The 23244-nt window shown below is 67.5% G+C and carries 17 protein-coding genes and 1 pseudogene; 12 read left to right on the top strand and 6 right to left on the bottom strand.

Annotation, left to right across the window (positions count from 1 at the left end; genetic code table 11):
- Positions 1-55: 55 nt before the first annotated feature.
- Positions 56-1030 (bottom strand): M14 family metallopeptidase, encoded by a 975-nt coding sequence (locus N4261_RS24600; protein WP_261757873.1) that lies wholly within the window; start codon positions 1028-1030, stop codon positions 56-58.
- A gap of 140 nt (positions 1031-1170) precedes the next feature.
- Here N4261_RS24600 and N4261_RS24595 point away from each other — a divergent pair, with 140 nt between their 5' ends.
- From N4261_RS24595 to N4261_RS24585, 3 genes are read left to right on the top strand one after another with little or no spacing between them, the layout of a single operon-like run.
- On the top strand, positions 1171-2031 hold the full coding sequence (locus tag N4261_RS24595; protein WP_261757871.1) for an alpha/beta hydrolase: 861 nt from the start codon (positions 1171-1173) through the stop codon (positions 2029-2031).
- 48 nt (positions 2032-2079) lie between these two features.
- The gene (locus tag N4261_RS24590) at positions 2080-3555 is read left to right on the top strand and encodes a M20 family metallopeptidase (RefSeq protein ID WP_261757870.1); all 1476 of its coding nucleotides are present in this window, start codon (positions 2080-2082) and stop codon (positions 3553-3555) included.
- A gap of 53 nt (positions 3556-3608) precedes the next feature.
- Positions 3609-4778 carry a LysR family transcriptional regulator gene (locus N4261_RS24585; RefSeq protein ID WP_261757869.1) on the top strand — a complete coding sequence of 390 codons (1170 nt, stop codon included), beginning with the start codon at positions 3609-3611 and terminating at the stop codon, positions 4776-4778.
- Here N4261_RS24585 and N4261_RS24580 read toward each other — a convergent pair.
- Positions 4765-5946: an aminoglycoside phosphotransferase family protein gene (locus tag N4261_RS24580; protein ID WP_261757868.1), complete on the bottom strand. Its 1182-nt coding sequence runs from the start codon at positions 5944-5946 to the stop codon at positions 4765-4767. The genes N4261_RS24585 and N4261_RS24580 overlap by 14 nt on opposite strands.
- 259 nt (positions 5947-6205) lie before the next feature.
- Between N4261_RS24580 and N4261_RS24575 the strand changes: the two genes are divergently transcribed.
- Genes N4261_RS24575 through rsmA form a run of 3 tightly spaced genes read left to right on the top strand, consistent with a single transcriptional unit; the run spans position 6206 to position 10783 of the window.
- Positions 6206-8548 (top strand): LPS-assembly protein LptD, encoded by a 2343-nt coding sequence (locus tag N4261_RS24575; protein WP_261757867.1) that lies wholly within the window; start codon positions 6206-6208, stop codon positions 8546-8548.
- Between the two features lie 10 nt (positions 8549-8558).
- Complete coding sequence (locus N4261_RS24570; RefSeq protein WP_261757866.1) at positions 8559-9995, top strand: peptidylprolyl isomerase; 1437 nt, start codon at positions 8559-8561, stop codon at positions 9993-9995.
- 20 nt (positions 9996-10015) lie between these two features.
- Positions 10016-10783, top strand: a complete 768-nt coding sequence (rsmA, locus tag N4261_RS24565) for a 16S rRNA (adenine(1518)-N(6)/adenine(1519)-N(6))-dimethyltransferase RsmA (RefSeq protein WP_261757865.1) — start codon at positions 10016-10018, stop codon at positions 10781-10783.
- Positions 10784-10855: 72 nt separating this feature from the next.
- On the opposite strand, the pseudogene N4261_RS26185 reads toward rsmA, so the two are convergent.
- Positions 10856-11398, bottom strand: a pseudogene (locus tag N4261_RS26185) (transposase); the annotation flags it as partial.
- A gap of 301 nt (positions 11399-11699) precedes the next feature.
- Here N4261_RS26185 and N4261_RS24555 point away from each other — a divergent pair.
- Both N4261_RS24555 and N4261_RS24550 read left to right on the top strand, forming a co-directional pair.
- On the top strand, positions 11700-13994 hold the full coding sequence (locus N4261_RS24555) for a PKD domain-containing protein (RefSeq protein WP_261757864.1): 2295 nt from the start codon (positions 11700-11702) through the stop codon (positions 13992-13994).
- A gap of 29 nt (positions 13995-14023) precedes the next feature.
- Positions 14024-14251 carry a hypothetical protein gene (locus N4261_RS24550; RefSeq protein ID WP_261757863.1) on the top strand — a complete coding sequence of 76 codons (228 nt, stop codon included), beginning with the start codon at positions 14024-14026 and terminating at the stop codon, positions 14249-14251.
- Between the two features lie 409 nt (positions 14252-14660).
- Here N4261_RS24550 and N4261_RS24545 read toward each other — a convergent pair whose 3' ends face one another.
- From N4261_RS24545 to N4261_RS24535, 3 genes are all read right to left on the bottom strand, one after another.
- The gene (locus tag N4261_RS24545) at positions 14661-15056 is read right to left on the bottom strand and encodes a barstar family protein (RefSeq protein WP_261757862.1); all 396 of its coding nucleotides are present in this window, start codon (positions 15054-15056) and stop codon (positions 14661-14663) included.
- A gap of 44 nt (positions 15057-15100) precedes the next feature.
- Complete coding sequence (locus tag N4261_RS24540) at positions 15101-15433, bottom strand: guanyl-specific ribonuclease (RefSeq protein ID WP_261760842.1); 333 nt, start codon at positions 15431-15433, stop codon at positions 15101-15103.
- Between the two features lie 563 nt (positions 15434-15996).
- Positions 15997-18294 carry an NADP-dependent malic enzyme gene (locus N4261_RS24535; RefSeq protein WP_435531976.1) on the bottom strand — a complete coding sequence of 766 codons (2298 nt, stop codon included), beginning with the start codon at positions 18292-18294 and terminating at the stop codon, positions 15997-15999.
- 411 nt (positions 18295-18705) lie between these two features.
- Between N4261_RS24535 and N4261_RS24530 the strand changes: the two genes are divergently transcribed.
- The 4 genes from N4261_RS24530 to N4261_RS24515 all read left to right on the top strand — a co-directional run bounded on the left by N4261_RS24530 (position 18706) and on the right by N4261_RS24515 (position 23208).
- Positions 18706-20778 carry a PAS domain-containing sensor histidine kinase gene (locus N4261_RS24530; protein ID WP_261757860.1) on the top strand — a complete coding sequence of 691 codons (2073 nt, stop codon included), beginning with the start codon at positions 18706-18708 and terminating at the stop codon, positions 20776-20778.
- On the top strand, positions 20775-21428 hold the full coding sequence (locus N4261_RS24525; RefSeq protein ID WP_261757859.1) for a response regulator transcription factor: 654 nt from the start codon (positions 20775-20777) through the stop codon (positions 21426-21428). The genes N4261_RS24530 and N4261_RS24525 overlap by 4 nt, the downstream gene beginning before the upstream one ends.
- Before the next feature lie 197 nt (positions 21429-21625).
- Complete coding sequence (gene thiL, locus N4261_RS24520) at positions 21626-22591, top strand: thiamine-phosphate kinase (RefSeq protein WP_261757858.1); 966 nt, start codon at positions 21626-21628, stop codon at positions 22589-22591.
- Complete coding sequence (locus tag N4261_RS24515; protein WP_435531975.1) at positions 22588-23208, top strand: phosphatidylglycerophosphatase A family protein; 621 nt, start codon at positions 22588-22590, stop codon at positions 23206-23208. Before thiL ends, N4261_RS24515 begins: the two co-directional genes overlap by 4 nt.
- Positions 23209-23244: the final 36 nt, after the last annotated feature.

Genomic DNA, 23244 nt, shown 5'->3' with positions numbered 1-23244 from the left:
CGCGCTGGTGGCAGCCGGTGCGCGCAGCCAGTCGGGCGCGTGCTGGCCGAACCCTCTAGGCCTCATACCGTCCCAACCGCACCATGGTCTGCCCCGCCTGCCCGGCGCGGTGCGAGGGCATGACCAGCACGCAGTCGTCGTGCGGCGTGACAAAGCGGTGGCCCTGGTCCTCCGCCAGCAGGGTGCCGGCGCGCGGGATCACCATCAAGTGATGGGTGGGCATCAGGAACTGGAAGGCCTGGCTGCGCGCCGCGATGCCTTCGCCAACCCGCAACAGTCGCTGCCGCGGCGGCAACGGGCAGCGCAGGTGGGCGTCGGCCCAGGCCGCATCCACCATCCCCAGATGGCGAAGGAAGCGCAGCGAGACGTCAATGGCCATCTCTGCCGACACCGCTTCCCAGTGCGCCCCACATTCGATCAACAGCGCCTGCCGGGGACTGGCGGGATCGGCAAAGCCGCCGCGGTCGATCAGACGCAGGCCGCCTGCGTGGCCGGTGTCCACCAGCAAGGTCTCCGGCTGGCCGAGCGCGCGGGCCAGCGACAGGCTCTTGTCGGTCATGCCGCAGATGGCCAGCGGCGGGGCACCGGCTTCCTGCATCGAGTGCAGGTCCAGGAGCACGTCGGCGCTGTCGATGAACGGGCGCAGTTCGCGCGCCCGGCGCAGCTCGAGGGTGTCGCCCGGGCCGTGGAGTACGGCGTCTTCCCAGACCCGGTTCAGATCCTCGTCCACACACCGCGACTCGAACGGGGAACGGGCGTCAAAGCGGTTGAAGGCCGCCATGTTGGCGAAGGCCAGCACCAGCCGCCCGTGCAGCGGCCGCACATCCTGGCGCAGCAGCCAATCCAGCGCGATGGCGCCGCACAGCTCGTTGCCATGGGTCAGCGCCTGCAGCATGACGGTCGGCCCCGGGCGGCCCGACGCCCGCACATGGACATGGTCCACCCCGCTGCCGCCCTCGCGCCAGGGGCGCAGGTCGGGCGGTGCGAGTTGCAGGTCGATGGTGTGGTCGTGGGGCGTCGGAAGCGACATGGCGGTGCGGCGATGAAGCCGAGGTCAGGGGCGTGGCAGGCGCACGCCGGGTCCGGCCAACCGGATCGCCTGCAAAAAAAACCAGTGTAGGCCCGCCGATCCGGCCGTCCGCAGCCTCAAGCTTTCTACACTCCCGTCCCATGAAAACTCTGAGCGGCCATGACGGCCTGCCGCTGCACTGGCGGGAATGGGGCGCCGACGCATCAACACCGGCCCGTGGCACGGTGCTGATCGTGCACGGACTGGGCGAGCACATCGGGCGCTATGACGCCGTGGCCCAGCGCTTCAACGACTGGGGCTGGCATGTGGCCGGCTACGACCAGCGCGGCCATGGTGCCTCGGGCGGGCCCCGCGGCGACATCCCGACCGCGGACGCCCTGCTGCGCGACCTCGCCTGCGTGATCGATGCGGTCCGCGCCGATGCCCGGATGGGGCAGGGTCCGCTGCTGGTGCTGGGCCACAGCATGGGCGGCGTGGTGGCGGCGCGATTCGTGGCCGGACAGGTGCTGGCGGCGGATGGCAGCGCTCGCCCGGACTGGTCGCGCCCGGTGGAGGGCCTGGTGCTCAGCTCGCCGGCGCTCGATGCGGGCCTGTCCGGCCTGCAGCGGGCGATGTTGGCGGTGTCGTTGCCCACAGTGCCGCACCTGGCGGTGGGCAACGGGCTGAATCCGGCCTGGATCTCCCGCAGTCCCGAGGTGGTCCAGGCCTACCGGAACGACCCGCTGGTGCATGACCGCATCACCCCGACGCTGGCCCGGATGATTGCCGACTTCGGCGCCCCGGTGCTGGCCGTGGCCCCGCGCTGGCCGGTGCCCACCCTGCTGATGTGGGCCGGCGCGGACCGCTGCGTGGCACCCGCGGGCAGCGCCGCTTTCGCCAAGGCGGCGCCTGCCGGGGTGCAGGCGGTCGGCTTCCCGGGCCTGTTCCATGAGATCTTCAACGAACCGGAGCGCGAGCAGGTCTTTGGCTGTCTGAAGACCTGGGTGGCCGCTCGCTCCTAGAATCCACCGTCTGACATGGCGGCTGATCCGGCCGCACAGGAGAACCGCATGAACGCACGTGATCCGTCGTTGCCGCTGCAAGCCGATGAGGTGAGCGCCCTGGGCGCCTTCGCCGAACAAGTCTGGGACCGGGAGATCGTCCCCGCGCTGACCGACTACATCGCCATTCCCGCCAAGAGCCCGATGTTCGATGCCGACTGGCAGTCGAACGGCTACATCGACCGCGTGGTGCGCGATGCCGCCCAGTGGGTCGAGAGCAAGAAGCTCAGCGGGCTCAAGCTCGAAGTGATCCGGCTGGAAGGCCGCACCCCGGTGATCTTCTTCGAGCTGCCGGCCACCCGGACCGACAGTCAGGACACGGTGGTGCTCTACGGCCATCTGGACAAGCAACCCGAATTCAACGGCTGGCGCGCCGACCTGGGCCCCTGGACGCCCAAGTACGAGGACGGCAAGCTCTATGGCCGCGGCGGTGCCGACGACGGCTACGCCGTCTATGCCTCGCTGACTGCGCTGATGGCGCTGGATCAGCAGAATGTGCCGCGCCCGCGCTGCGTCGGCCTGATCGAGAGCTGCGAAGAGTCCGGCTCCTACGACCTGCCGGCCTACATCGACCTGCTCAAGCCGCGGCTGGGCAATGTCTCGCTGGTGGTCTGCCTGGACTCCGGCGCCGGCGACTATGACCGCCTGTGGATGACCACCTCGCTGCGCGGCATGGTGTCGGGCATCCTCAAGGTCGAGGTGCTGACCGAAGGCATCCATTCCGGCGATGCGTCGGGCGTGGTGCCGTCGTCGTTCCGCGTGCTGCGCCAGGTGCTGGACCGGCTGGAGGATTCCAAGACCGGCCGCCTGCTGCCCGAGAGCTTCCATTGCGAGATTCCCGGTGCGCGCCTGGACCAGGCCCGCGCCACCGCGGCCATCCTCAAGGAGGAGGTCTACAAGCGCATGCCCTGGGCCTGCGGCGCGGACGGCGGCCCGGTGCTGCCGGTGACCAGTGACCCGGTCGAGGTGCTGCTGAATCGCACCTGGCGTCCGACGCTGTCGGTGACCGGTGTGGACGGATTCCCCGAGCTCAAGAGCGCCGGCAATGTGCTGCGGCCCTACACCGCCTTCAAGTTGTCGCTGCGACTGCCGCCGCTGGTGGATGGCAATGAGGCCGCCCTGCGGCTCAAGGCGCTGCTGGAAGACAACGCGCCCTACAACGCCAAGGTCAGCTTCGTGCCGGACGGTCGCGCCGGTGCCTATGGCGCCACCGGCTGGAACACGCCTGACCTGGCCCCCTGGCTCAGCCAGGTGCTGGACGATGCCAGCCAGGCCCATTTCGGCTCGCCGGTGGGCTACATCGGACAGGGCGGCACCATTCCGCTGATGAGCATGTTGCAGAAGGGCTTCCCGGCGGCGCAGATGATGGTCTGCGGCGTGCTGGGTCCCAAGAGCAATGCCCACGGCCCCAACGAGTTCCTGCATGTGCCCTACGGCAAGCGGCTGACGGCAGCCGTGGCCCAGGTGATTGCCGCGCATCCGTAAGCGCGGCCGCTGATCGACGGCGGATCGGCCGCGAAGGCGGCGGAAGGAGCGTCATGGACCAGGTCAAGGCGATGCGGGTGTTCACCCGCGTCATCGACGAAGGCAGCCTCGCCGGCGCGGCGCGGGCCCTGGATCTGGCGCCCGCCGTGGTGACGCGGCTGGTGGCCGAGCTGGAGGAGCACCTCGGTGCCCGGCTGCTCAACCGCACCACCCGCCGGCTGTCGCTGACGGATGTGGGGGAGTCCTATCTGGAGCGCTGTCGGCGCATCCTGAGCGACATCGAGGAGGCCGAAGCCCTGGCCACCGCTGCGGTGACCGAGCCCCGCGGCAACCTGCGGGTGCTGATGCCGCCGGCCATCGCGGTGCATCAGCTGGCACGCCACCTGGCGCGGTTCCATGCGATGTATCCGCTGGTCAGCCTGGAGCTGGTGGCATCGGGACCGGTCGACACCCTGGACGACAGCTTCGACATCACCGTCATCAGCACCCGGGTCCCGTTGCAGGGCGAGTTCATCGCCAAGCGCCTGGCCCGCACCGAGGTGATCATGTGCGCGTCGCCGGAGTACCTGGCGCGTCGCGGTCGGCCGCAGCATCCGTCCGAGCTCAAACAGCATGACCTGGTGCTGCCGCCGATCCATGAGCTCTCCCGCGGCGTGACCTTCGAGCGCTGCGGCGTCGACGGCGAGCCGGCCGAGAGCTTCTTCACCATCCCGTCGCGGCCGGTGATGACGACGTCCTCGGTCGACACCAAATATGCCTGCGCCCTGCACGGTGTGGGCGTGGCCGGCCTGCCATCGTTCGTGGTGGGCGATGCGTTGATGGAGGGCGCGCTGGAACGGGTGCTGTCCCAGTGGCGCATCTACAGCTATTCGCTCTGGGCGGCGATGCCGACCCGCAAGTTCGTGCCCGCGCGCACCCGCGCCTTCCTGGATTTCCTGATCGAGGTGTTCGGCGGCCAGGACGAGGATCCCTGGCTCGCCGCAGCCGGTTGTCCGACCATCGCGGCGGGGAAGGCCGCGGCGGCGACCCGCGCGGCAGCTGCCGCATCGACGGCATCCACCGCGTCGACCGCATCAGGAGGCACCGCCGCCGCAGCCCCTTCCGGGGCCGTCTCGACGGCGGGCGCCTCTGCTGCGACCACTCAGTCGCCCGCGGCTGATGCAGCGGCTGACACAGCGGCTGATGCGGCCGTGATCTCCGCTTCCGCCGCTAGCGCAGGCTGAAGCCGGTCTGCATCATCTGCGGTTGCAGGTCTTCCATCAGCCGCACCAGCGGCGTGAGTTCCATGTAGCGGCTCGCGGTCTTCACCACATAGGCATAGAAGCGTGGCAGGTCCTCCGCATAGTGCGGCTTGCCGTCGCGCAGCTTGAGTCGGCAGAAGATGCCCAGGATCTTCAGATGGCGCTGCAGCGCGGTCCATTCCAGCGCCCGCCAGAACAGGCCGAAGTCCTGTGCCATGGGGTGCGGGTCCGGGCCATCCGCGTGGGCGGCGGTCGATGGATCGATGCCGAACAGGCCGGCGCTGCGGGCGCCTTCCCAGTAACGCACCGCCCAGTCCAGCTCCTCGGCCTCATCCCAGGTCAGGAAGGCGTCGCGGAGCAGGGAGGCGAGGTCGTAGGTGATCGGGCCCAGCACCGCATCCTGGAAGTCGAGGATGCCGGGGTTGAGCGGTGCGGCGGCTGCGTCGGGCGCGATGTTGGTGGGCGCGGTGTCGTCTGACGTGGGGGACGCCGAGCGGCAGACCATCAGGTTGCGCGCCATGTAGTCGCGGTGCATGGGCACCATCGGCTGGGCGGTGATGTTGGCGACCAGCAGGGCGACCGTGCGGTTCCATTGTTCGAGCTGTCGCTCATTCCACTGCTTGCCGTGATGGGCCTGGACGCACCAGTCGACAAAGATCTGCAGCTCGCGCCGCACGAACGCTTCATCGAAGCGCGGCAGCGAAGCGCCCGCCGCGCAGCCCTGCCAGCGCAGCAGGGCGGTGGTGGCGTCGCGCATCAGGGAACTTGCCGTGGCCATGTCCTGCGCGACTTGCGCCGCGCGCAATGCCTCCAGATAGCCCAGCGACCCCAGGTCTTCCATCAGCACGAAGCCCTGGTCCTCGTCCTGCGCCAGCAGACGCGGCACGTGCAGGCCGCATCCGGTCATCAGCGCGGCCACCTCCATGAAGGGACGCACCTGGTTGGGCGTGGCTGGCGCATCCATGACCACCAGGCTGCCGCCATCGGCGGTGCGCAGTCGCAGATAGCGGCGGGAGCTGGCATCGCTGCTGGCCAGCGTCAGGGTGTCGGGCCGCAGGCCGAGGCGGTCCACCAAAGGGGCCAGCCATTGCTGGAACCGGGCGGCACGGTCGGCGTCGGGCCACAGCGCGGGCGAGTCGGAGGCAGTCATGCGGGGTCGGGGCGAGAGGCCGGCGGTGGGGGTGAACGCGCAGGGCGCGAAGGAATCGGAACAGGGGCACACTGAATTCGGCCAACGGCCCGGCGGCACCGCAAGCGCGGGCCCGGCGCGGAGCCCGGGCTCGTGGATAATGATTCTACAAACCCCCGGGCAGCGCGGCGTGACTCGCGCGGCCGCCTGTCCCATGCACGACGCCCCCGCCAGACGCCGCCCTGCCTTGATGCGCTCCTCGGTTCCCCGCCTCCGCCCCTTGCCCCTGGCCGTCCTGCTGGCGGTGGCGCTGCCCGCGTCGCCGGTGGCGTGGGCTCAGGAATCCGCTGGCGAAGGCCTGGCGCTCAAACCCAGCAAGCAGCTCAATCAGACCCGTCGCAAGGACCTGCGTCCGGCGATGGCGCTGAGTGCGGACCGGATCACCACCGAGGTGGACCAGCGCTCCGAGGCCCAAGGCGATGTGCAACTGCGCTATGGCAACCTGCTGCTCAAGACCAAGACGCTGACCTACGACCATGCCCAGGACCTGGCCACGGCGCAGGGCGATGTCGAGCTGAGCCAGAACGGCGCCATCCTGCGCGGACCGACGCTCAGCCTGTTCGTCGACCGCTTCGAGGGTCAGCTCGACAGCCCCACCTATTTCTTCTCCACCACCGGCGGCAGCGGCAGTGCGAAGGCGCTGCACTTCCTCGGCGACCAGCGCATGCGGGCCGATGAGGCCACCTACAGCACCTGCCCGGTGTCCGAGGACGGCGAACGCAAGCGCGACTGGGAGCTCGTCACCAAGAGCCTGCGCCTGGACTTCGAGGCGGGTGAGGGCGAGGCCACCGGCGCGGTGCTGCGCTTCCTGGGCGTGCCCATCCTGGCCGCACCGTCGCTGAGCTTCCCGCTGGGCGATCAGCCCAAGTCCGGCCTGCTGCCGCCCAACGTCAACATCGACAACCGCAGCGGCTTCGAATTCGGCCAGCCGTATTACTGGAGCATCGCGCCGAATCGGGATGCGACCTTCACGCCGTATGTGATGACCAAGCGCGGCGCCGGCGTGGACAGCGAGTTCCGTTTCCTCGAGCCCGCCCACCGCGGCCAGATCAATCTGGCCTGGCTGCCGAATGACCGGGTGATGGGTCGGTCGCGCTGGGACCTGCGGCTGCAGAACGACGGCGACATCACGCCCAACTGGCGCTACCAGATCAACTCGGAGCGAGTCTCCGACAACGACTACTGGAAGGATTTCCGCCGCCGCATGAGCAGCCAGACGCCGCGTCTGCTGCAGTCGGACTACCGCACTCAGCGCGACTTCGACTTCAACTGGGGCGATGTCCAGGCCTATGCCCGGGTGCAGCGCTGGCAGCCGTTGCAGGTCACGGAGACGGTCGACCAGTTCGCCTCCCCGTATCAGCGATCGCCGCAGATCGGCGTGCGACTGCAGACCGAGGCTGACGACTCGGTGCTGGCCGGCTATTTGCCGACCGGCCGCGGTGCCCGTCTGGAAGGGGGCGTGGAGGTCGAGTACAACCGCTTCGACCTGCCCAGCGGCGCCCTGACCAGCCAGACGCAGACCGGCGAGCGGATGCACATGCTCGGCCATGTGAGCCTGCCGATGAGCGGCGCGGCTTGGTGGCTGATTCCGAAGGTGTCGTTCAATTCGGCCAGCTATCACGTGGACGAGACGCTGGCCAACGGCCAGCGCTCGATCAGCCGCACCATCCCGACCTTCAGCATCGACCACGGCTGGATCCTGGAGCGCAACACCACGCTGTTCGGCCAGGACGCCCGCCAGACGCTGGAACCGCGCGTGCTCTACCTGAACACGCCCTACCGCGACCAGTCCTTCGTTCCCAATTTCGATGCGGCACCGCGCGACTACAACTTCGACTCGGTGTTCGCCGAGAACCAGTTCTCCGGCGTCGACCGGGTGAGCGATGCGCACATGGTGGCCTTCGGTGCCACCTCGCGCTGGATCGAGAACGAACGCGGCGAAGAGCAACTGCGCCTGGGCATGGTCCAGCGCTATCTGCTGCGTGACCAGCGGATCTCGCCGGACGGTACGCCGCAGACCCATCGGCTGTCCGATGTGGTGTTGCTGGGCTCCGCCCACCTGAACCAGGCCTGGTGGACCGACAGCACGCTGCAGCTGAATTCCTCGGACGGCAAGGTCGAGCGAACCGTGCTGCGCCTGCGCTATTCGCCGGGACCGTTCCGCACGCTGAGCGCGTCCTATCGACTGGCCCGCGGCCAGAGCGAACAACTGGAGCTGGCCTGGCAATGGCCGCTGTTCGGACCGGACCGCAAGGCGGTCACCGGCGGCCCGGGCTGCCAAGGCGCCTGGTATGGCGCCGGCCGGCTGCAGTATTCGATGCGTGACAAGCGCTTCACTGATTCCGTGATCGGCGCGGAATACGACTCTGGTTGCTGGATCCTGCGCATCGGCGCGGAACGCCAGGCGACCGGTCGCGCCGAGACCAATACCCGATTGATGCTGCAATTGGAGCTCGTCGGTCTGTCCCCGCTGGGCTCCAATGCGCTGAAAGTGTTGAGAGACAATATTCCGGGTTACCGTTCGCTGAGCTCGGAACGCTCGGCCTTTGGCACTTATGACTGAATTGCGTTCGATGCGAAATTTCAAGCAGGTGGCAGCCGCCACGCTCGTCCTGTCCGCGATGGCGGGCACCGCGTCGTGGGCGCAAGACAGCCAACCCCCTGCCGCCGCGCCCACCGCGGTCGCGCAGGTCACGACACCCGCCGCCGCGCCGGCCGCAGCAGCCTCGGCCACCACCTCGACCACCGCCGCGAGCCGTCCCCCGTTGGAACCCCGCACCCTCAAGCCCGGCGACTACATTGCCGCGGTGGTGAACTCCGACATCGTGGCCGCGTCTGAAGTCGTGCAGCGCACCGAGCGCATGCGTGACGAGGCCCGCCGCCGCGGCGACACGCCGACCAATGAGCTGCTGCACAAACAGGCGCTGGACAGCCTGATCGACGAGCGCGTGCTGGTGACCTATGCCCGCGAGAACGGCCCGCGCGTCGACGAGCCGGAACTGGACCGCGTGGTGGCCAACGTGGCCACGCAGAACAAGCTGTCCATGGACGAGCTCAAGAAGCGTCTGGCCGCAGACGGCATCGACTTCCGCCGCTTCCGTGAGAACCTGCGCGACCAGATGCTGAGCGAGCGGGTGCGTGAACGCGAGGTGCAGGGTCGGATCCGCGTCACCGACGGCGAGATCGACAAATACCTGGATGAACGCCAAGCCGCGCTGCAGGACCGGGCGCAACTGAACATCGCTCAGATCCTGGTCCCGGTGCCGGAAGATGCGGCGCCTGCGCTGGTCGCAGAACGTCGAGCCCGCGCGGAAGCGGCCCTGGAACGGGTGAAGGCCGGCGAAGACTTCGCCAAGGTGGCGCGTGAGGTCTCCGAGGATGCGAACAAGGCCCGTGGTGGTGAAATCGGCCTGCGCGCCGGCGACAAGCTGCCCGACGTGTTTGTCGAGGCGGTGCGCGACCTCAAGGAAGGCGAGGTGCGCCAGGTGCTGCTGCGTTCCGGTGCTGGCTTCCATGTGCTGAAGCTGATCGAGCGCCAAAGCGGCAAGGCCTCGATCAACACCGTGGTGCAGACCCGGGCCCGCCACATCCTGCTGCGCCCCTCCGAACAACTGAGCCCCGAGCAGGCCACTCGCCGCCTGACCGAGTTCAAGCGCGCGATCGAATCCGGCCGCGCCACCTTCGAGCAGCTCGCGCGTGCCAACTCCGAGGACGGCAGTGCTCAGGAGGGCGGCGATCTGGGTTGGGTCTCGCCGGGCAGCTTCGTGCCCGAGTTCGAGGAAGCCATGGATGCGCTGCCGCTCAAGGGCATCAGCAATCCGGTGCCGTCGCGTTTCGGCGTCCACCTGATCCAGGTGATGGAGCGTCGCGATGTGGTGCTGGACACCAAGCAACTGCGCGACCAGGCGCGCCAGGCCCTGCGTGAGCGCAAGTACGACGAAGCCTATGGCGACTGGATGAAGGACCTGCGCGCGCGCGCCTTCGTCGAGACCCGCGAATGGCTGGACTGACCGTTCAAGGCTGAGTCGTCATGGGACATGTCGCGCGCAAGCGCTTTGGTCAGCACTTCCTGACCGACAAGAGCGTCATCGGCGCCATCATCGACGCCATCGCCCCCGGCGAGAACGAGGCCATGGTGGAGATCGGCCCGGGTCTTGGCGCGATGACGCTGCCCTTGCTGGCGCAACTTCCGGCGAGCAGCCAGCCGCTGACCGTGGTCGAGCTGGACCGCGATCTGGCGGCCCGGTTGCGCAAGCGCGGGGACCTGACCGTCATCGAGTCCGACGTGCTGAAGGTGGACTTCGGTGCGCTGGCGACCGAGCGCGGCCAGTCGCTGCGGGTGGTCGGCAATCTGCCCTACAACATCTCGTCGCCCATCCTCTTCCACTTGCTGCAGTTCGTGGATCAGGTGGTGGACCAGACCTTCATGCTGCAGAAAGAGGTCGTCGATCGCATGGCCAGCGGCCCAGGCAGCAAGGACTACGGCCGGCTCAGCGTGATGCTGCAGTGGCGCTACCAGGTGGATGCGCTGTTCGACGTGCCGCCAGAGGCTTTCGATCCACCGCCACGGGTCAACTCCGCCATCGTGCGCATGATCCCGCATGCCCAGCCCGCATCGCTGGACGAGGCATTGCTGAGCGAGATGGTGGCCTCGGCATTCTCGCAACGCCGGAAATTGCTGCGGCACAGCTTGGGGCGCTGGCTCGAGGCGCGCGGCTTCCAGGGCGAATTCGATTTGCAGCGCCGGGCCGAGGAAGTGCCGGTGCAGGAATTCGTCGCGCTGGCGCAGTCGCTCTGACGGTTCCCAGGCAACCTGAGGCAGCGTGGCCCGTGGGGGGCAGCGCTCAGCCCCAACGCAGACCTTCGAAACGTAGGCCGTGTTCATATCCATGGCCACCGGCTCAATACGGCCGCAGCCGCGATACCCCAAGGATTCAAGGAACGGTCGGATGGCCGCCCTGGTGCGACCTTGGGCCACGAACAGCACCCGACGCGTGTCGGCATCCAGGACCACGCTGGCGTAGCGATGGCCCTTGAACAGGGCAGGCTCATCCATCTCCAAGCGCCGGGTGAGCCGGCTGTGTCGATCCAGCCATGACATCTGCTGCAAGCACCGTCCGCAGTGCGGGCAGTCCAGCCTCAGCACCTGCACCTGCACATGCAACTCGACGCGACGCCCGAGCATCGGCAGGTCGCGCACGCGTTGATGGACGCGCTCGTGCACTCGATTCACACGCCGCTGACATCGCCCGCAGTGCAGCTTGTGCTTGGGCAACGGCTCCAGTCTCACACGCCCAGTGTGTTCGTCGGAATACGCATTGACGACGCCGAATCCCTCCCAGAACGGGAGCCAGCTCGTAATCTTTACCCATGGAGCGGTGCTTTCGGATTGGATGGTTGGTCGCACAAACATCATCTCCGAGCAGTCACCGCGCTTCTACTTGGGCAGACTCAAGGCATCCCCTTCTTCCGTGAAGAACCAAAAAAAGCCCCGACATCTTGCGATGACAGGGCTTCGAATTTGGCTCCTCGACCTGGCCTCGAGCCAGGCACCTACCAATTAAAAGTCCGAGGTGACGAGCGCCATGGGGGGGGAGTAGCGTCATCGACCTCCCCATTTTGGGTGTGTCACCTGGCATTCACCTGCGAGCAATCCTTCATACAATCCGCCCGCTCCGGGGCGTCAGACCCTGGCGACTCGAGGGAGAAATCACATGCAACGCTTCTTGGGCAAGGCGCACCACGCCCTGCTGTCTTCGTTCGTACTTCTTGCCCTGTCCGCCTGCGGCGGCGGCGGCTCGGACACCCCCAACCAGCCCCCGCGTGTCGCCGTGCTCAGCAGCGGCGATGTGCGCGCGAACGCTGCGAGCGACAGCATGGGCGTCAGCCTGGGCGGCTTGGTCCGCCTGGATGCCGGCAGCAGCGTCGATCCGGACAAGGACGCGCTCACCTACAGCTGGACCCTCACCAGCAAGCCCGCCAGCAGCACCCTGGCCATTGCCGATGCCGCCGTGCAGGTGCTGGAGTTCCACCCCGACGTGCTGGGCTCGTATGTCTTCTCCCTGAAGGTTACTGACGCCCGCAACGGCCAGGCCACGCAGCAAGTGACCGTGGTGGCGGACAACACCCCGCCGACGCCCGGCGCGGTGGTCCAGGTGACCCCGGTGGTGATGCAAGCCGCGTCCAGCACCATCACGACATCAGTGGGCTATGTGGTCCAACTGGACAGCAGCAGTGCCAGCGACCCGGAAGGGGCCATCGCCTCTCGTGCGTGGACGCTGGTCAGCCGACCGAACGCCAGCACCGCGACCCTGAGCAGCACCGCGGCGGTCACCACTATCTTGCAACCGGACGTCCTGGGTGACTACGTCGTCAAGCTTGTGGTCACCGACGCCGCCGGCGCGAAGTCGGAAAAGCTGACCACGATCCGCGCCAACAACCGCGCGCCCACCGCCGCCATCGCCTCCAATGCGACGCCTGTGGCGCTGCCGACGGCCCCCGGTTTCAAGGTGCCGGTCGGCACCATCGTGACCTTCCGCGGCGACAGCAGCATTGACGCCGACGGCGACGCGCTCACCTACCTGTGGAGCCTGGACAGCCGCCCCAACGGCAGCACCGCCTCGCTGTCCAGCCTGAGCGCCGCCACGCCCGCCATCACCCCGGATGTGGGAGGCAACTACGTCTTCCGCCTGCGAGTCACGGACACCTCCGGCGCCTTCTCCGAGCGCTCGGTGACCATGATGGTCGGCAACGATGCCCCGGTGGTGGTCCTGGACCATACCCGCGTTACCGTCGAGCTTGGCGGCACGGTGAGTGCCACCGCCGCCCTGAGCTATGACGGCGATGGCGACGCCCTGACCTACCAGTGGCAACTGGACGCCCGCCCCGCCGGCAGCACTGCCACGATCGCGAATGCCACCACACCGGCAATGTCGCTGGTGCCCGACGTGGCCGGTGTCTACCAGGCCACCGTCTCGGTGTCGGACGGCCGCACGACGGTGCTGCGCGCCGTCGAAATCCGCGCGCTCGCTTCGATCGCCAGCCAGGTCCAGCTCGGCTTCACACCGGGCGAGGCCCGATACGACAGCGGCCTGGACAAGATCGTGGTCACCTCGCAAGGCCCGACCGCCCTGCGCCTGATCGACCCGTTCACCGGCGTGACCCAATCGGTCGGGCTGCCTGCGGCCGTGAAGAACTACAGCCTCAGCCCCAATGGCCTGCTGGCGGTGGTGCTGCACGAGGGGCTGGCATCGCTGGTGGATTTGCAGACGCTGACCGTGGTGCGCACCTTCACCACCTTTGGTGCCCAGACCGATGCGTTCGTGGATGATGGCGGCTTTGTCTCGCTGATCGGCGGCAACCAGTGGGTGAGCCCGGCCATCACCATGATCAATGGCCGCACCGGGGATGTCGTGGACACGGCCAGCGGCTACCCCGGCACCTTCTGGGGTACGCAATACGGCGTCATCGCCGGCAAGCTGAACAAGGTGTTCGTCCTCTCCCAGGGGCTGTCCCCGGCCGACATCAGTTATTACGGTTTCGACCCGGTCACCCACAAGTTCACCGGATCGGGCGAGTCCCCTTATCACGGCGACTTCGCGATGGCCACGCCGATGTTCCTGAGCGAGGTCCAGGACCAGCTGTTCACCGCCGGCGCCACCTTCTATCGCACGTCCGACCTGCGCTACATGGGCCGTCTGTCCGGCGTCACCCGCGGGATCTACAGCCTGAGCAACAACACCGCGCTAGACGAGACGCTGGCGCTGGAGCCGGCCTCGGGCGCGTCCTACCAGGGCGTGAACTACATCGGCACCTACGCCTCGGTCTACAAGCGCTTCACGACCTCGCTGCAACTGCCGCAGCCCGACCTGTCGCTGCCGATGATCGCCGGCGTTCAGAGCTATGGCGTCAAGGTGTTCCACTCGGTGACCGGCCGCCATGTGCTGCTGGTGCAGACCGGCAGCGCTACCCCGGGCGCCGGCACGGGCTACTACGTGATTACGCGTTGAGAGGACAGCATGCGCGGCGGACGCTGCGTATGCTGCCCATCACCATTCGCTATGCCGGCCGTGTCGAATCCGAGGCGAGCATTTCCAGGCGCTTCGAGGCCAGCATGGCCCTGGCCCAGTCCCTGACCCAGGCTCACCCAGAGCACTTGATTGCGGCACGGCTCGACGATGACAGTCGCGTAGCGGTGACCCTTGTGGATCGCGAATTCGTCCATCGCGATGACCCGCACCCTGCCAGATCAACGGGACCGAGCTGACGCTCCAGATGGCGGTATCGATGCGCTTGACTGTCGCCCAGGCCAGTGCATAGAACGGCGCCACGTGGCGAACCGTCACCAACTTGCACAGCCGTGCCGCGCTGCCAGCCAGGTCCGGCACCTGGCCGTGTGTCGTTCTGCCCCGCATATTCGCGAAGAACAAAAAAAGGCCTTCCGGTTCTGGAAGGCCTTTTCTATTTCAGCGACGGGTCAGGCGGTCGCTGCGGCGGTACGGGTGATGGACTTCAGGCGGCGTTCAGCCACATGGAGGTATCAAACGCACTGCACATCATCGGCATGTTCATGCCGAAGTTGGGGTTTGGATTCGTCTTGGTGCTCTTGAGCACCGGCTTCTCTGCGGGGGCCACCTCAGTCGCCCGCTCCCATGACCCGATTTCTTGGGAGCGGGCTACTGAAAAGAATAGAAACAGCGGAACTGGACTTTTCGTTCGCCCCAGAAGTCGGCGGCCTCCCGGAAGACATCGAGCAGTTGCTCGCGGGCTTCGCGGTCGAAGCGGGCGTGATCAGGGAGTTGATCCAGCACCACCACGAAGCCGGGCTGCGCGCCTGACTTGTTCACCAGGTCGGTCATGCAGTCGTACAACGCATCCAGGTTCTTGCCGAAGTGAGCCGGGAACAGGAAGGCGCTGGCGATGAGCTCCAGCACATCCTGCTTGGTTTCCGCTGGCGACAGATTGGCATACAGGAAATGTTGGCCGGCATCATGGGCGGCCTGCATCAAGTCCTCTACCCGGTAGGCCCTGATGGCCTGCACGATGTTGGGACGGACTGTCTGCAAAAGCATGGTCGCGTTCCTCCTAGATGGTCACAGATTGCGGTTCCGCCGGTTCACGGCGCGATCTTGCTGAAGCTCGCGTAGTGGTCGTCGGTGTAATAACAAGCATCAGGTTTCGTGGGAGGCTTGCCGCCGCACACCACCCGTCGGGCACCGCGATTGCGTGCGCCCGGCGTCTTGACGGTGTACTCTCGGTAATACCCCCGCGCCTTGGCCGGCAACTGCCTCTCCCGGTTACCGAAAACCGTGCCATCCTTGTCGTAGGGGAAGGGTCCCCCGGACAGCACGAGTCGGTAGGTCGATTGCGCTTCGGCCGGAAGCGCGGTCAAGGCCACCGTGTCGCCCCAGCGCGCTTTCGTGCTGCCGGCGTTGTTGTCCCGAGCCATGACGCCGCCGCCGCTCAGCAGTGCTGCGGTGATCGCCGCCGCCGTGCACACGGAGCGGGTCACCTTGCCCAACGAGCGCCAGCCGGTGGGCTTCACTGCCGAAGACCGGGCCGAAATTTCCTTCAGCCCCGACTGGGCGAGCCCTGACGTTTCGAGCCAAAACACGGGTTTACCCTGAATCCTGAAGCCGAAATGGTACAGAAAGGGCCCGCAATGCTCAAGCCAGGGTCTGCCAGCATGCCCTAAAAAGCGGCAAAGTTAGCGCGTGCCTACATACAAGGAGAGCCGCGTCCACGGCCAGATTCATCGCGGTGAAATCGGCTGGTGAGCCACTACAAACTTTTTCTAATGCAGTCCCGAAGGAACGGTCTTGAATGACCTTAAAGCGGGATTGACGATCGCTATGGACAGTTGCGCCAGCGATGTGGAACGGGTTTCGGTTCCCGTCATGCGGAATGCAGAAGCGAAAGCAACACGCCTGCGCCGGGGCGCTGCCGAGCCTCGAACGCGGTTCCGGATCGCCACGGCGGATCCGGAACCGCGCTGAGCGGGGGGCCGATCGATCAGCGTGCGGCGTTGGCGTCCGCGACGGTCAGGGCCGTCATGTTGACGATGCGGCGCACGGTGGCGGAAGGCGTCAGCACATGCACCGGCTTGGCCGCTCCCAGCAGCACCGGGCCGATGGCAATGCCGCCGCCGGCCGCCGTCTTCAGCAGGTTGTAGCTGATGTTGGCGGCATCGATGTTGGGCATGACCAGCAGGTTGGCTTCACCGGTCAGGGTGCTGTTGGCCATCACTTGCTGCCGGTATTGCGGGTCGAGCGCGGCATCGCCGTGCATTTCGCCGTCCGCCTCCAGCCAGGGCGCCGTCTGCTGGATCAGCGCGAGCGCTTCACGCATCTTGACCGCGGACGGGCAGTTGCTCGAACCGAAGTTGCTGTGCGAGAGCAGCGCCGCCTTCGGCCGCAGGCCGAAGCGCATCATCTCTTCGGCCGCCATGATGGTGATCTCGGCGATCTGCTCGGCGGTCGGGTCGTAGTTCACATGGGTGTCGACCAGCATGACCTGGCGACCCGGCAGGATCAGCCCGTTCATGCAGGCGAAGTTCTTGACGCCCGGACGCTTGCCGATGACCTGGTCGATGTACTGCAGATGCATCGCGGTGTTGCTCCAGGTGCCGCAGAGCATGCCGTCGACCTCGCCCTTGTGCAGCATCATGGCGCCGATCAGCGTCAGGCGGCGGCGCATCTCGATCTTCGCGAGCTGCTGGGTGACGCCCTTGCGCTCGGTCATCTGCAGATAGGTCTGCCAGTAGTCGCGGTAGCGGTGGTCGAACTCGGTGTTCACCAGGTCGTAGTCCCGGCCTTCCTGCAGACGCAGGCCGAAGCGCTCGCAGCGCTGGGCGATGACCTGTGGGCGACCGATCAGCGTGGGACGGGCCAGGCCTTCATCCACCACCACCTGCACCGCACGCAGCACCCGTTCCTCTTCGCCCTCGGCATAGGCCACGCGCTTGTGCTTGGCACGCTTGGCGATCTGGAAGATGGGCTTCATCGTCGTGCCGGAGGCATAGACGAAGCTCTGCAGCTTCTCGATGTAGGCGTTCATGTCCGCAATCGGACGCTGGGCCACGCCCGAGGCTTCCGCCGCCAGGGCCACCGCCGGCGCGATCTTGATCATCAGGCGCGGGTCGAACGGCTTGGGGATCAGGTACTCGGGCCCGAAGCTCAGGTTGGCGCCGGCGTAGGCCGCGGCCACCACCTCGCTCTGCTCGGCCTGGGCCAGTTCCGCGATCGCGCGCACGGCGGCGATTTCCATCTCGTCATTGATGGTGGTGGCGCCGCAATCAAGCGCACCGCGGAAGATGTAGGGGAAGCACAGGACGTTGTTGACCTGGTTCGGATAGTCGGTCCGGCCGGTGGCCATGATCGCGTCGTCGCGGACCGCCTTGACCTCTTCCGGGAGGATCTCGGGCGTGGGATTGGCCAGCGCGAAGATGATCGGCCGGTCGGCCATGGTGGCGACCATGTCGGCCTTGAGCACGCCGCCGGCGGACAGGCCCAGGAAGATGTCGGCGTCCTTGATCACTTCGCGCAGGCTGCGGGCGTCGGTCGGCTGGGCGTATTCGGCCTTGTCCGGATCCATCAGCTCGGTGCGGCCCTGGTAGACCACGCCGGCCAGGTCGGTCACCCAGATGTTTTCACGAGGCAGGCCGACCTTCACCAGCAGGTTCAGGCAGGCCAGCGCGGCAGCGCCGGCGCCGGAGGTGACCAGCTTGACCTTCTTGATGTCCTTGCCCTGGACCTTCAGACCATTGAGCAGACCGGCGCTGACCACGATCGCGGTGCCATGCTGGTCATCGTGGAAGACGGGGATCTTCATCCGCTTGCGCAGTTCCCGCTCCACATAGAAGCAGTCCGGGGCCTTGATGTCTTCCAGGTTGATGCCGCCGAAGGTGGGCTCGAGCGCAGCAATCACGTCGACCAGCTTGTCGAGGTTGTGCTTCTCGTCGATCTCCAGATCGAAGACATCGATGCCGGCGAACTTCTTGAACAGCACGCCCTTGCCTTCCATCACCGGCTTGGAGGCCAGCGGGCCGATGTCGCCCAGGCCCAGCACCGCAGTGCCGTTGCTGATGACGGCAACCAGGTTGCCGCGCGAGGTGTAGCGGAAGGCATTGGCCGGATCCGCCACGATTTCTTCGCAGGCAGCCGCCACGCCTGGCGAATAGGCCAGGGCCAGGTCGCGCTGGTTGACGAGCTGCTTGGTCGGCGCGATGGCAATCTTGCCCGGCGTCGGAAACTCGTGATATTCGAGGGCGGCCTGGCGCAGCTGCGCGCTTTTCTGTTCGGACGTGGACATGGAAGGACTCGATCTGGTTGGCCGCGACGGCGGGGCCTGGGCGCCTCCGTCGGCCGGCTGGTTCAGCATGCGGGACGGGTCGGGGATTGTAGGAGCCGCCCTGACAACCGTCAGTGCGGACTATGCGTATCCTGCATGCGGCCGTGCCGGAGCGGGATACGCGAAACTGCGCATCCCGACCTGCGGCTGCGGCGCCATACTGCCGGCCTGCCGAGGGGATGGTCATCGGCGGCCTGACCGCGACAGATGTCCATTGGCGGCATCGGGCCGTGCCTTGGCCACGCTTAGAACGCGGTTTGACCGTGCTTTGACCGTGCTTTGACCGTGCTTTGGCGCGCTTCGGTGCTCATTCCTCCTCTTTGGCGCTGTCCGCACCTTTCGCCGTTCCCCGCCCGCTTGATGCCGCCGCCGATGTCCTCCCACTCGCTGACCCCGCCCTTGCCGCGCCCACGCCGTTGGCGGCGCGCTTTGCTGTGGGGCACGCTGGTGGCCTTGCTGCTGATCGCCCAGAGTTTGCTGGTGGCGCTGACGCTGAGCTATGAGGCGTCTCGCGCCCAGGAAGAGTCGGAGCAGGCGGCGGCGGAGGTGGTCGCCCGGGCCAAGCAGTTGGTGGGACGTGACCTGCAAGGCCTGCAAGGTCTGATGTGGGCCCAGGATGAAGATTGGCGCGACAACGCCACCAGCCTGTTGCGGCAGACCCGGCTCCTGTTGCGCATCGAGCTGCGTGATGAGCACCGTCGCGTGCAGCGCATCGTCAACACGCCTTACGCACCGCCGCTGTTCGCGCGCCTGGGCCGGGACCAGCTTCAGCTGGAGACCGAGCTCGCCTGCGCCACGGCGCTGCGACAGGGCACGCCGTTGTTCTCGCGGTCCTATTTCGTGCCGCTGCCCGGTGGCGATGGCCTGGAGGTGACCGACCTCTGCCTGCCGCGGGTGCGCGCCGGCGAGCCGCCGTCCTATGTGGTGGCGACCTTGGGCCTGCGGCCGCTGCTGGAAGAGTCGGTGGGACAGGAACAGGCGCGGGCGTTCGAGATGTCTTTTGTCGAAGGCGACGGCACCCGGCTGGCGCGCATCGGCCTGACCCGGGGCAGCGGCTACTACCTGGCCGAGCGGCTGCTCGATCTGCCGGGCCTGAGCCTGCAACTGCGGGTCGACAGCGCCACCGGCAAGCCCAAGCTCATTCCCAACCTGGCCACGGCGCTGGTGATGGGGCTGTCGCTGGTGCTGTTTGCGCTGGTGCTGGTGCTTGCGCGCGACGGCCGGCGTCGTGCTCAGGCAGAGCATGCGCTGGCCGAAGCGCTGGCGTTCCGGCAGGCGATGGAGAACTCCCTCATCACCGGCCTGCGGGCGCGCGACCTGGACGGCAACATCAGCTATGTGAATCCCGCCTTCTGCGCGATGGTGGGCTACGGGGCGGAGGAGCTGGTCGGCACCGGCCGGCCGCCGCAGGCCCCGCCCTACTGGCCGCCGGAATTCACCGAGGAATACTGGCGTCGCCATCACGACCGCGAAGCCCGCTGGGAGGCGGGGCTGCCGCCGCGGGAAGGCTTCGAGACGGTGTTCGCCCGCAGTTCCGGGGAGCGCTTCCCGGTGATGATCTACGAGGCGCCGCTGCTCAATGCCGAGGGCCAGCAGACCGGCTGGATGAGCGCGGTGCTGGATCTGAGTGCGCAGCGCAAGGTCGAGGAATTGTCGCGTCAGCAGCAGGAGCGGCTCCAGGCCACCGCCCGATTGGCGACGGTCGGCGAAATGGCCTCGCTGCTCAGCCATGAGCTCAACCAGCCGCTCGCGGCCATCGCCAGCTACGCCACCGCGTCGATCAACCTGATGGTGCGGGAAGGCGACGACCCCCAGACACCCGCGATGGTGCGCCAGGCCGTGACCCGCATCGCCGAGCAGGCGGAGCGCGCCGGGCGGGTGATCAAGAGCGTGCATGACTTTGTGCGGCGCCGTGAGCAGTCCCGCGAGTGGGTGAACGCGGAACAGCTGCTGGATGCGGTGCTGCCGCTGGTGCGATTGCAGGCGCGAAAGAGCGGCACCCGCATCGAGCTGGATGTGCCGCGCGGCCTGCCCAGGGTGCGCTGCGACCGGACCATGGTCGAGCAGGTGCTGCTCAACCTCACCCGCAATGCGATCCAGGCCATGGACGGCCCCACACCGCTGGCCGATCGGGTGCTGATCCTGCGGGTCCGGCCGCTGCAGCCGCGCTGGTTGAGTTTCGCGGTGCTGGACCATGGCCCCGGGATTCCGGCCGAAGTGGCACGCCAGCTGTTCACGCCCTTCTTCACCACCCGCAGCGAAGGCATGGGCCTGGGCTTGAGCCTGTGCCGCACGGTGGTGGAGCAACATGGTGGCGCCATGGACTTTGAAAGCCGCAGCGCGCCCGAGGCCCCCACGGGCACCGAGTTCCGGTTCAGCCTGCCGTGCGAGGATGTGACCGGCGGGCCACCCCGGCCCACCCTCAATGGAGAAACATCCGCATGAAGCCGCAGTCCTTGCCGATGGTCTACCTCGTCGACGACGAGGAGGTGGTGCGTGACGCACTGTCGTGGCTGTTGCGATCACGCCGGCTGCTGTCCGAAGGCTTTGGCAGCGCCGAGGCCTTCGAGTCCATGCTCGACGGATTGCCGCGTCAGGGCCTGGACTGGCCCAGCGCGCCCAGCTGTCTGCTGCTCGATGTGCGGATGCCGGGGATGAGCGGATTGGCCCTGTTCGAGCGACTGATCGAACGCGGTCTGCTGCAGACCTTGCCGGTGATCTTCCTGACCGGTCATGGCGATGTCCCGACCGCCGTGGCGGCCGTCAAGCAGGGCGCTTACGACTTCGTGGAGAAGCCGTTCTCCGACAACGCGCTGGTGGACCGGGTCGAGCAGGCGCTGGCCGTCAGCGCCGCCGCCATCGATGCCCGGGACCAGCATTCGGCGCTCGGTCAGCGCATCGGCGAACTCACCGAGCGCGAGCGCGAAGTCATGCAGCTCGTGGTGCAGGGACTGCCCAACAAACTGATTGCCGACCAGCTCAACATCAGCGTGCGCACTGTGGAGGTTCATCGCGCCCGGGTGTTCGAGAAGATGGAAGTGAAGTCCGCGGTCGAGCTGTCGAATCTGCTGCGCGGGGATGGTGCGGCTGGCTGACGCGGCCTGCCGGCGCGGCGGAGGCAGGCTGCGCAAGGTGGGGGTGCCCGCCCCATCGTCATCGGCTTCCAATCAGGCTCCGGCGGGTTGTACGCAGCGGGATGGAACGGCGACGGACAGGCACAAGACCGTGCGGGTGTGTCTCCGAGCCAAAGCAGCGCCCCGGCAGCGCCCCGCTCGCGGCGACAATGCCGCCCATGGGTGAATTCGATCTGATTGCGCGCTACTTCACGCGTCCGGGGCGGACCGAGGGCGGGGTGGTGACGCACGGCATCGGCGATGACTGCGCCGTGCTCACGCCGACCCCCGGTTGGCAATGGCTGGTCTCGGCCGACATGCTGGTGGAAGGGCGTCACTTCCTGTCCACCGTCGCACCGAGGCGGTTGGGCCACAAGGCGCTGGCCGTGAACCTGAGCGATCTCGCCGCCTGTGGCGCGACCCCGCGCGCCTTCTTCCTGTCGCTGGCCATGCCGAGCGCCAACGAGGACTTCCTGGCCGGTTTCTCCGCGGGCCTGTTCGAGCTGGCCGACGCGCATGGCATCGTGCTGGCCGGTGGCGACACCACCGCAGGACCGCTCAACATCAACATCACCGTGATGGGTGAGGCCCCGCCCGGCACGGCCCTTCTGCGCTCCGGCGCGCGCGCGGGCGAGGATGTGTGGGTCAGCGGCACCTTGGGCGATGCGCGGCTGGCGCTGGAGGTGTTCCGCGGCAGTTTGTCCCTGCCGGGCGAGGCCTTCGAGGCGGTCCGCCTGGCGATGGAGCTGCCGCAGCCCCGCGTGGCGCTGGGTCAGGCGCTGCGTGGCATTGCCACCGCGGCGATCGATGTGTCCGACGGGCTGGCCGGGGACCTGGGCCATCTGCTGAAGCGGTCGAATGTCGGTGCCGAGCTGCATCTGGCCGATCTGCCCCGCTCCAGCGTCCTGGGCGCCATGCCGGAGGCGGTGCAACAGCTCTGCCTGCTCACTGGCGGCGACGATTACGAACTGGTCTTCACCGCGCCCGCCGACGCCCGTGCCCGCGTGCTCGATGCGGGTCGATCGACCGGCACCCCGGTCTACCGCATCGGCCGCATCGAGGAAGCGGCCGGCCTGCGGGTGCGGGACGGCCACGGCCGCCTGCTCGACCAGACCTTGCAGAGCTTCGACCACTTCCAGTCATGACCGATCCCCTGATGACGCTCCCGCCCGAGGACGGCGAACCGTTGGCGCCACCGCCTGCCGCGCCCGAGGCACCGACGCGCCGCGCGCCGAAACGCCCCGGGTTCCTGTTCATGGCCCGTCATCCGGCGCACTGGATCGCGCTGGGCTTTGGCAGCGGGCTTTCGCCCAAGGCCCCGGGCACCGTCGGCTCGCTGTGGGGCTGGGCCAGTTTCCTGGTGCTCAATGCGTGGCTGACGCCGCTGCAGTGGGCCGGTGTGATCGGCGTGTCCCTGCTCATCGGATGGTGGGCCGCCACGGTCACCGCCCGGCACCTGGGCATCTGCGATCCCGGCGCAGTGGTGTGGGACGAGATCGTCGCGGTCTGGCTCATCCTGTGGCTGCTGATGCCGGTGGGGTTCTGGTGGCAGTTGGCCGCGTTCGGGGTCTTCCGTTATTTCGACGCCGCCAAACCGGGTCCGGTGCGCTGGGCAGACGGACTCTTCAAGACGGCGCCAGGTGAAACCGTCGGGGCGCGGCAGGGATTCGGCATCCTGTTCGACGATCTGGTGGCCGCCGGATGTACGCTGGTGGTGTTGGCGGTCGCGCGTGCGATCAGCCTCGCCACCGGGATGGCTTGAGGGGTCGCTGCCGGCGTTCAACCCACCTGAAGGATT

It is taken from the genome of Roseateles amylovorans (assembly GCF_025398155.2).
In the GTDB taxonomy this organism is placed as follows: Bacteria; Pseudomonadota; Gammaproteobacteria; order Burkholderiales; family Burkholderiaceae_C; genus Roseateles; species Roseateles amylovorans.
This window is presented reverse-complemented; position numbering and strand designations above follow the sequence as displayed.

Coding starts and splice junctions, on each gene's coding strand:
- N4261_RS24600 (WP_261757873.1), bottom strand. CDS start 1,030: ATGTCGCTTCCGACGCCCCACGACCACACCATCGACCTGCAACTCGCA.
- N4261_RS24595 (WP_261757871.1), top strand. CDS start 1,171: ATGAAAACTCTGAGCGGCCATGACGGCCTGCCGCTGCACTGGCGGGAA.
- N4261_RS24590 (WP_261757870.1), top strand. CDS start 2,080: ATGAACGCACGTGATCCGTCGTTGCCGCTGCAAGCCGATGAGGTGAGC.
- N4261_RS24585 (WP_261757869.1), top strand. CDS start 3,609: ATGGACCAGGTCAAGGCGATGCGGGTGTTCACCCGCGTCATCGACGAA.
- N4261_RS24580 (WP_261757868.1), bottom strand. CDS start 5,946: ATGACTGCCTCCGACTCGCCCGCGCTGTGGCCCGACGCCGACCGTGCC.
- N4261_RS24570 (WP_261757866.1), top strand. CDS start 8,559: ATGCGAAATTTCAAGCAGGTGGCAGCCGCCACGCTCGTCCTGTCCGCG.
- rsmA (WP_261757865.1), top strand. CDS start 10,016: ATGGGACATGTCGCGCGCAAGCGCTTTGGTCAGCACTTCCTGACCGAC.
- N4261_RS24555 (WP_261757864.1), top strand. CDS start 11,700: ATGCAACGCTTCTTGGGCAAGGCGCACCACGCCCTGCTGTCTTCGTTC.
- N4261_RS24550 (WP_261757863.1), top strand. CDS start 14,024: ATGCTGCCCATCACCATTCGCTATGCCGGCCGTGTCGAATCCGAGGCG.
- N4261_RS24545 (WP_261757862.1), bottom strand. CDS start 15,056: ATGCTTTTGCAGACAGTCCGTCCCAACATCGTGCAGGCCATCAGGGCC.
- N4261_RS24540 (WP_261760842.1), bottom strand. CDS start 15,433: ATGGCTCGGGACAACAACGCCGGCAGCACGAAAGCGCGCTGGGGCGAC.
- N4261_RS24535 (WP_435531976.1), bottom strand. CDS start 18,294: ATGTCCACGTCCGAACAGAAAAGCGCGCAGCTGCGCCAGGCCGCCCTC.
- N4261_RS24530 (WP_261757860.1), top strand. CDS start 18,706: ATGTCCTCCCACTCGCTGACCCCGCCCTTGCCGCGCCCACGCCGTTGG.
- N4261_RS24525 (WP_261757859.1), top strand. CDS start 20,775: ATGAAGCCGCAGTCCTTGCCGATGGTCTACCTCGTCGACGACGAGGAG.
- thiL (WP_261757858.1), top strand. CDS start 21,626: ATGGGTGAATTCGATCTGATTGCGCGCTACTTCACGCGTCCGGGGCGG.
- N4261_RS24515 (WP_435531975.1), top strand. CDS start 22,588: ATGACCGATCCCCTGATGACGCTCCCGCCCGAGGACGGCGAACCGTTG.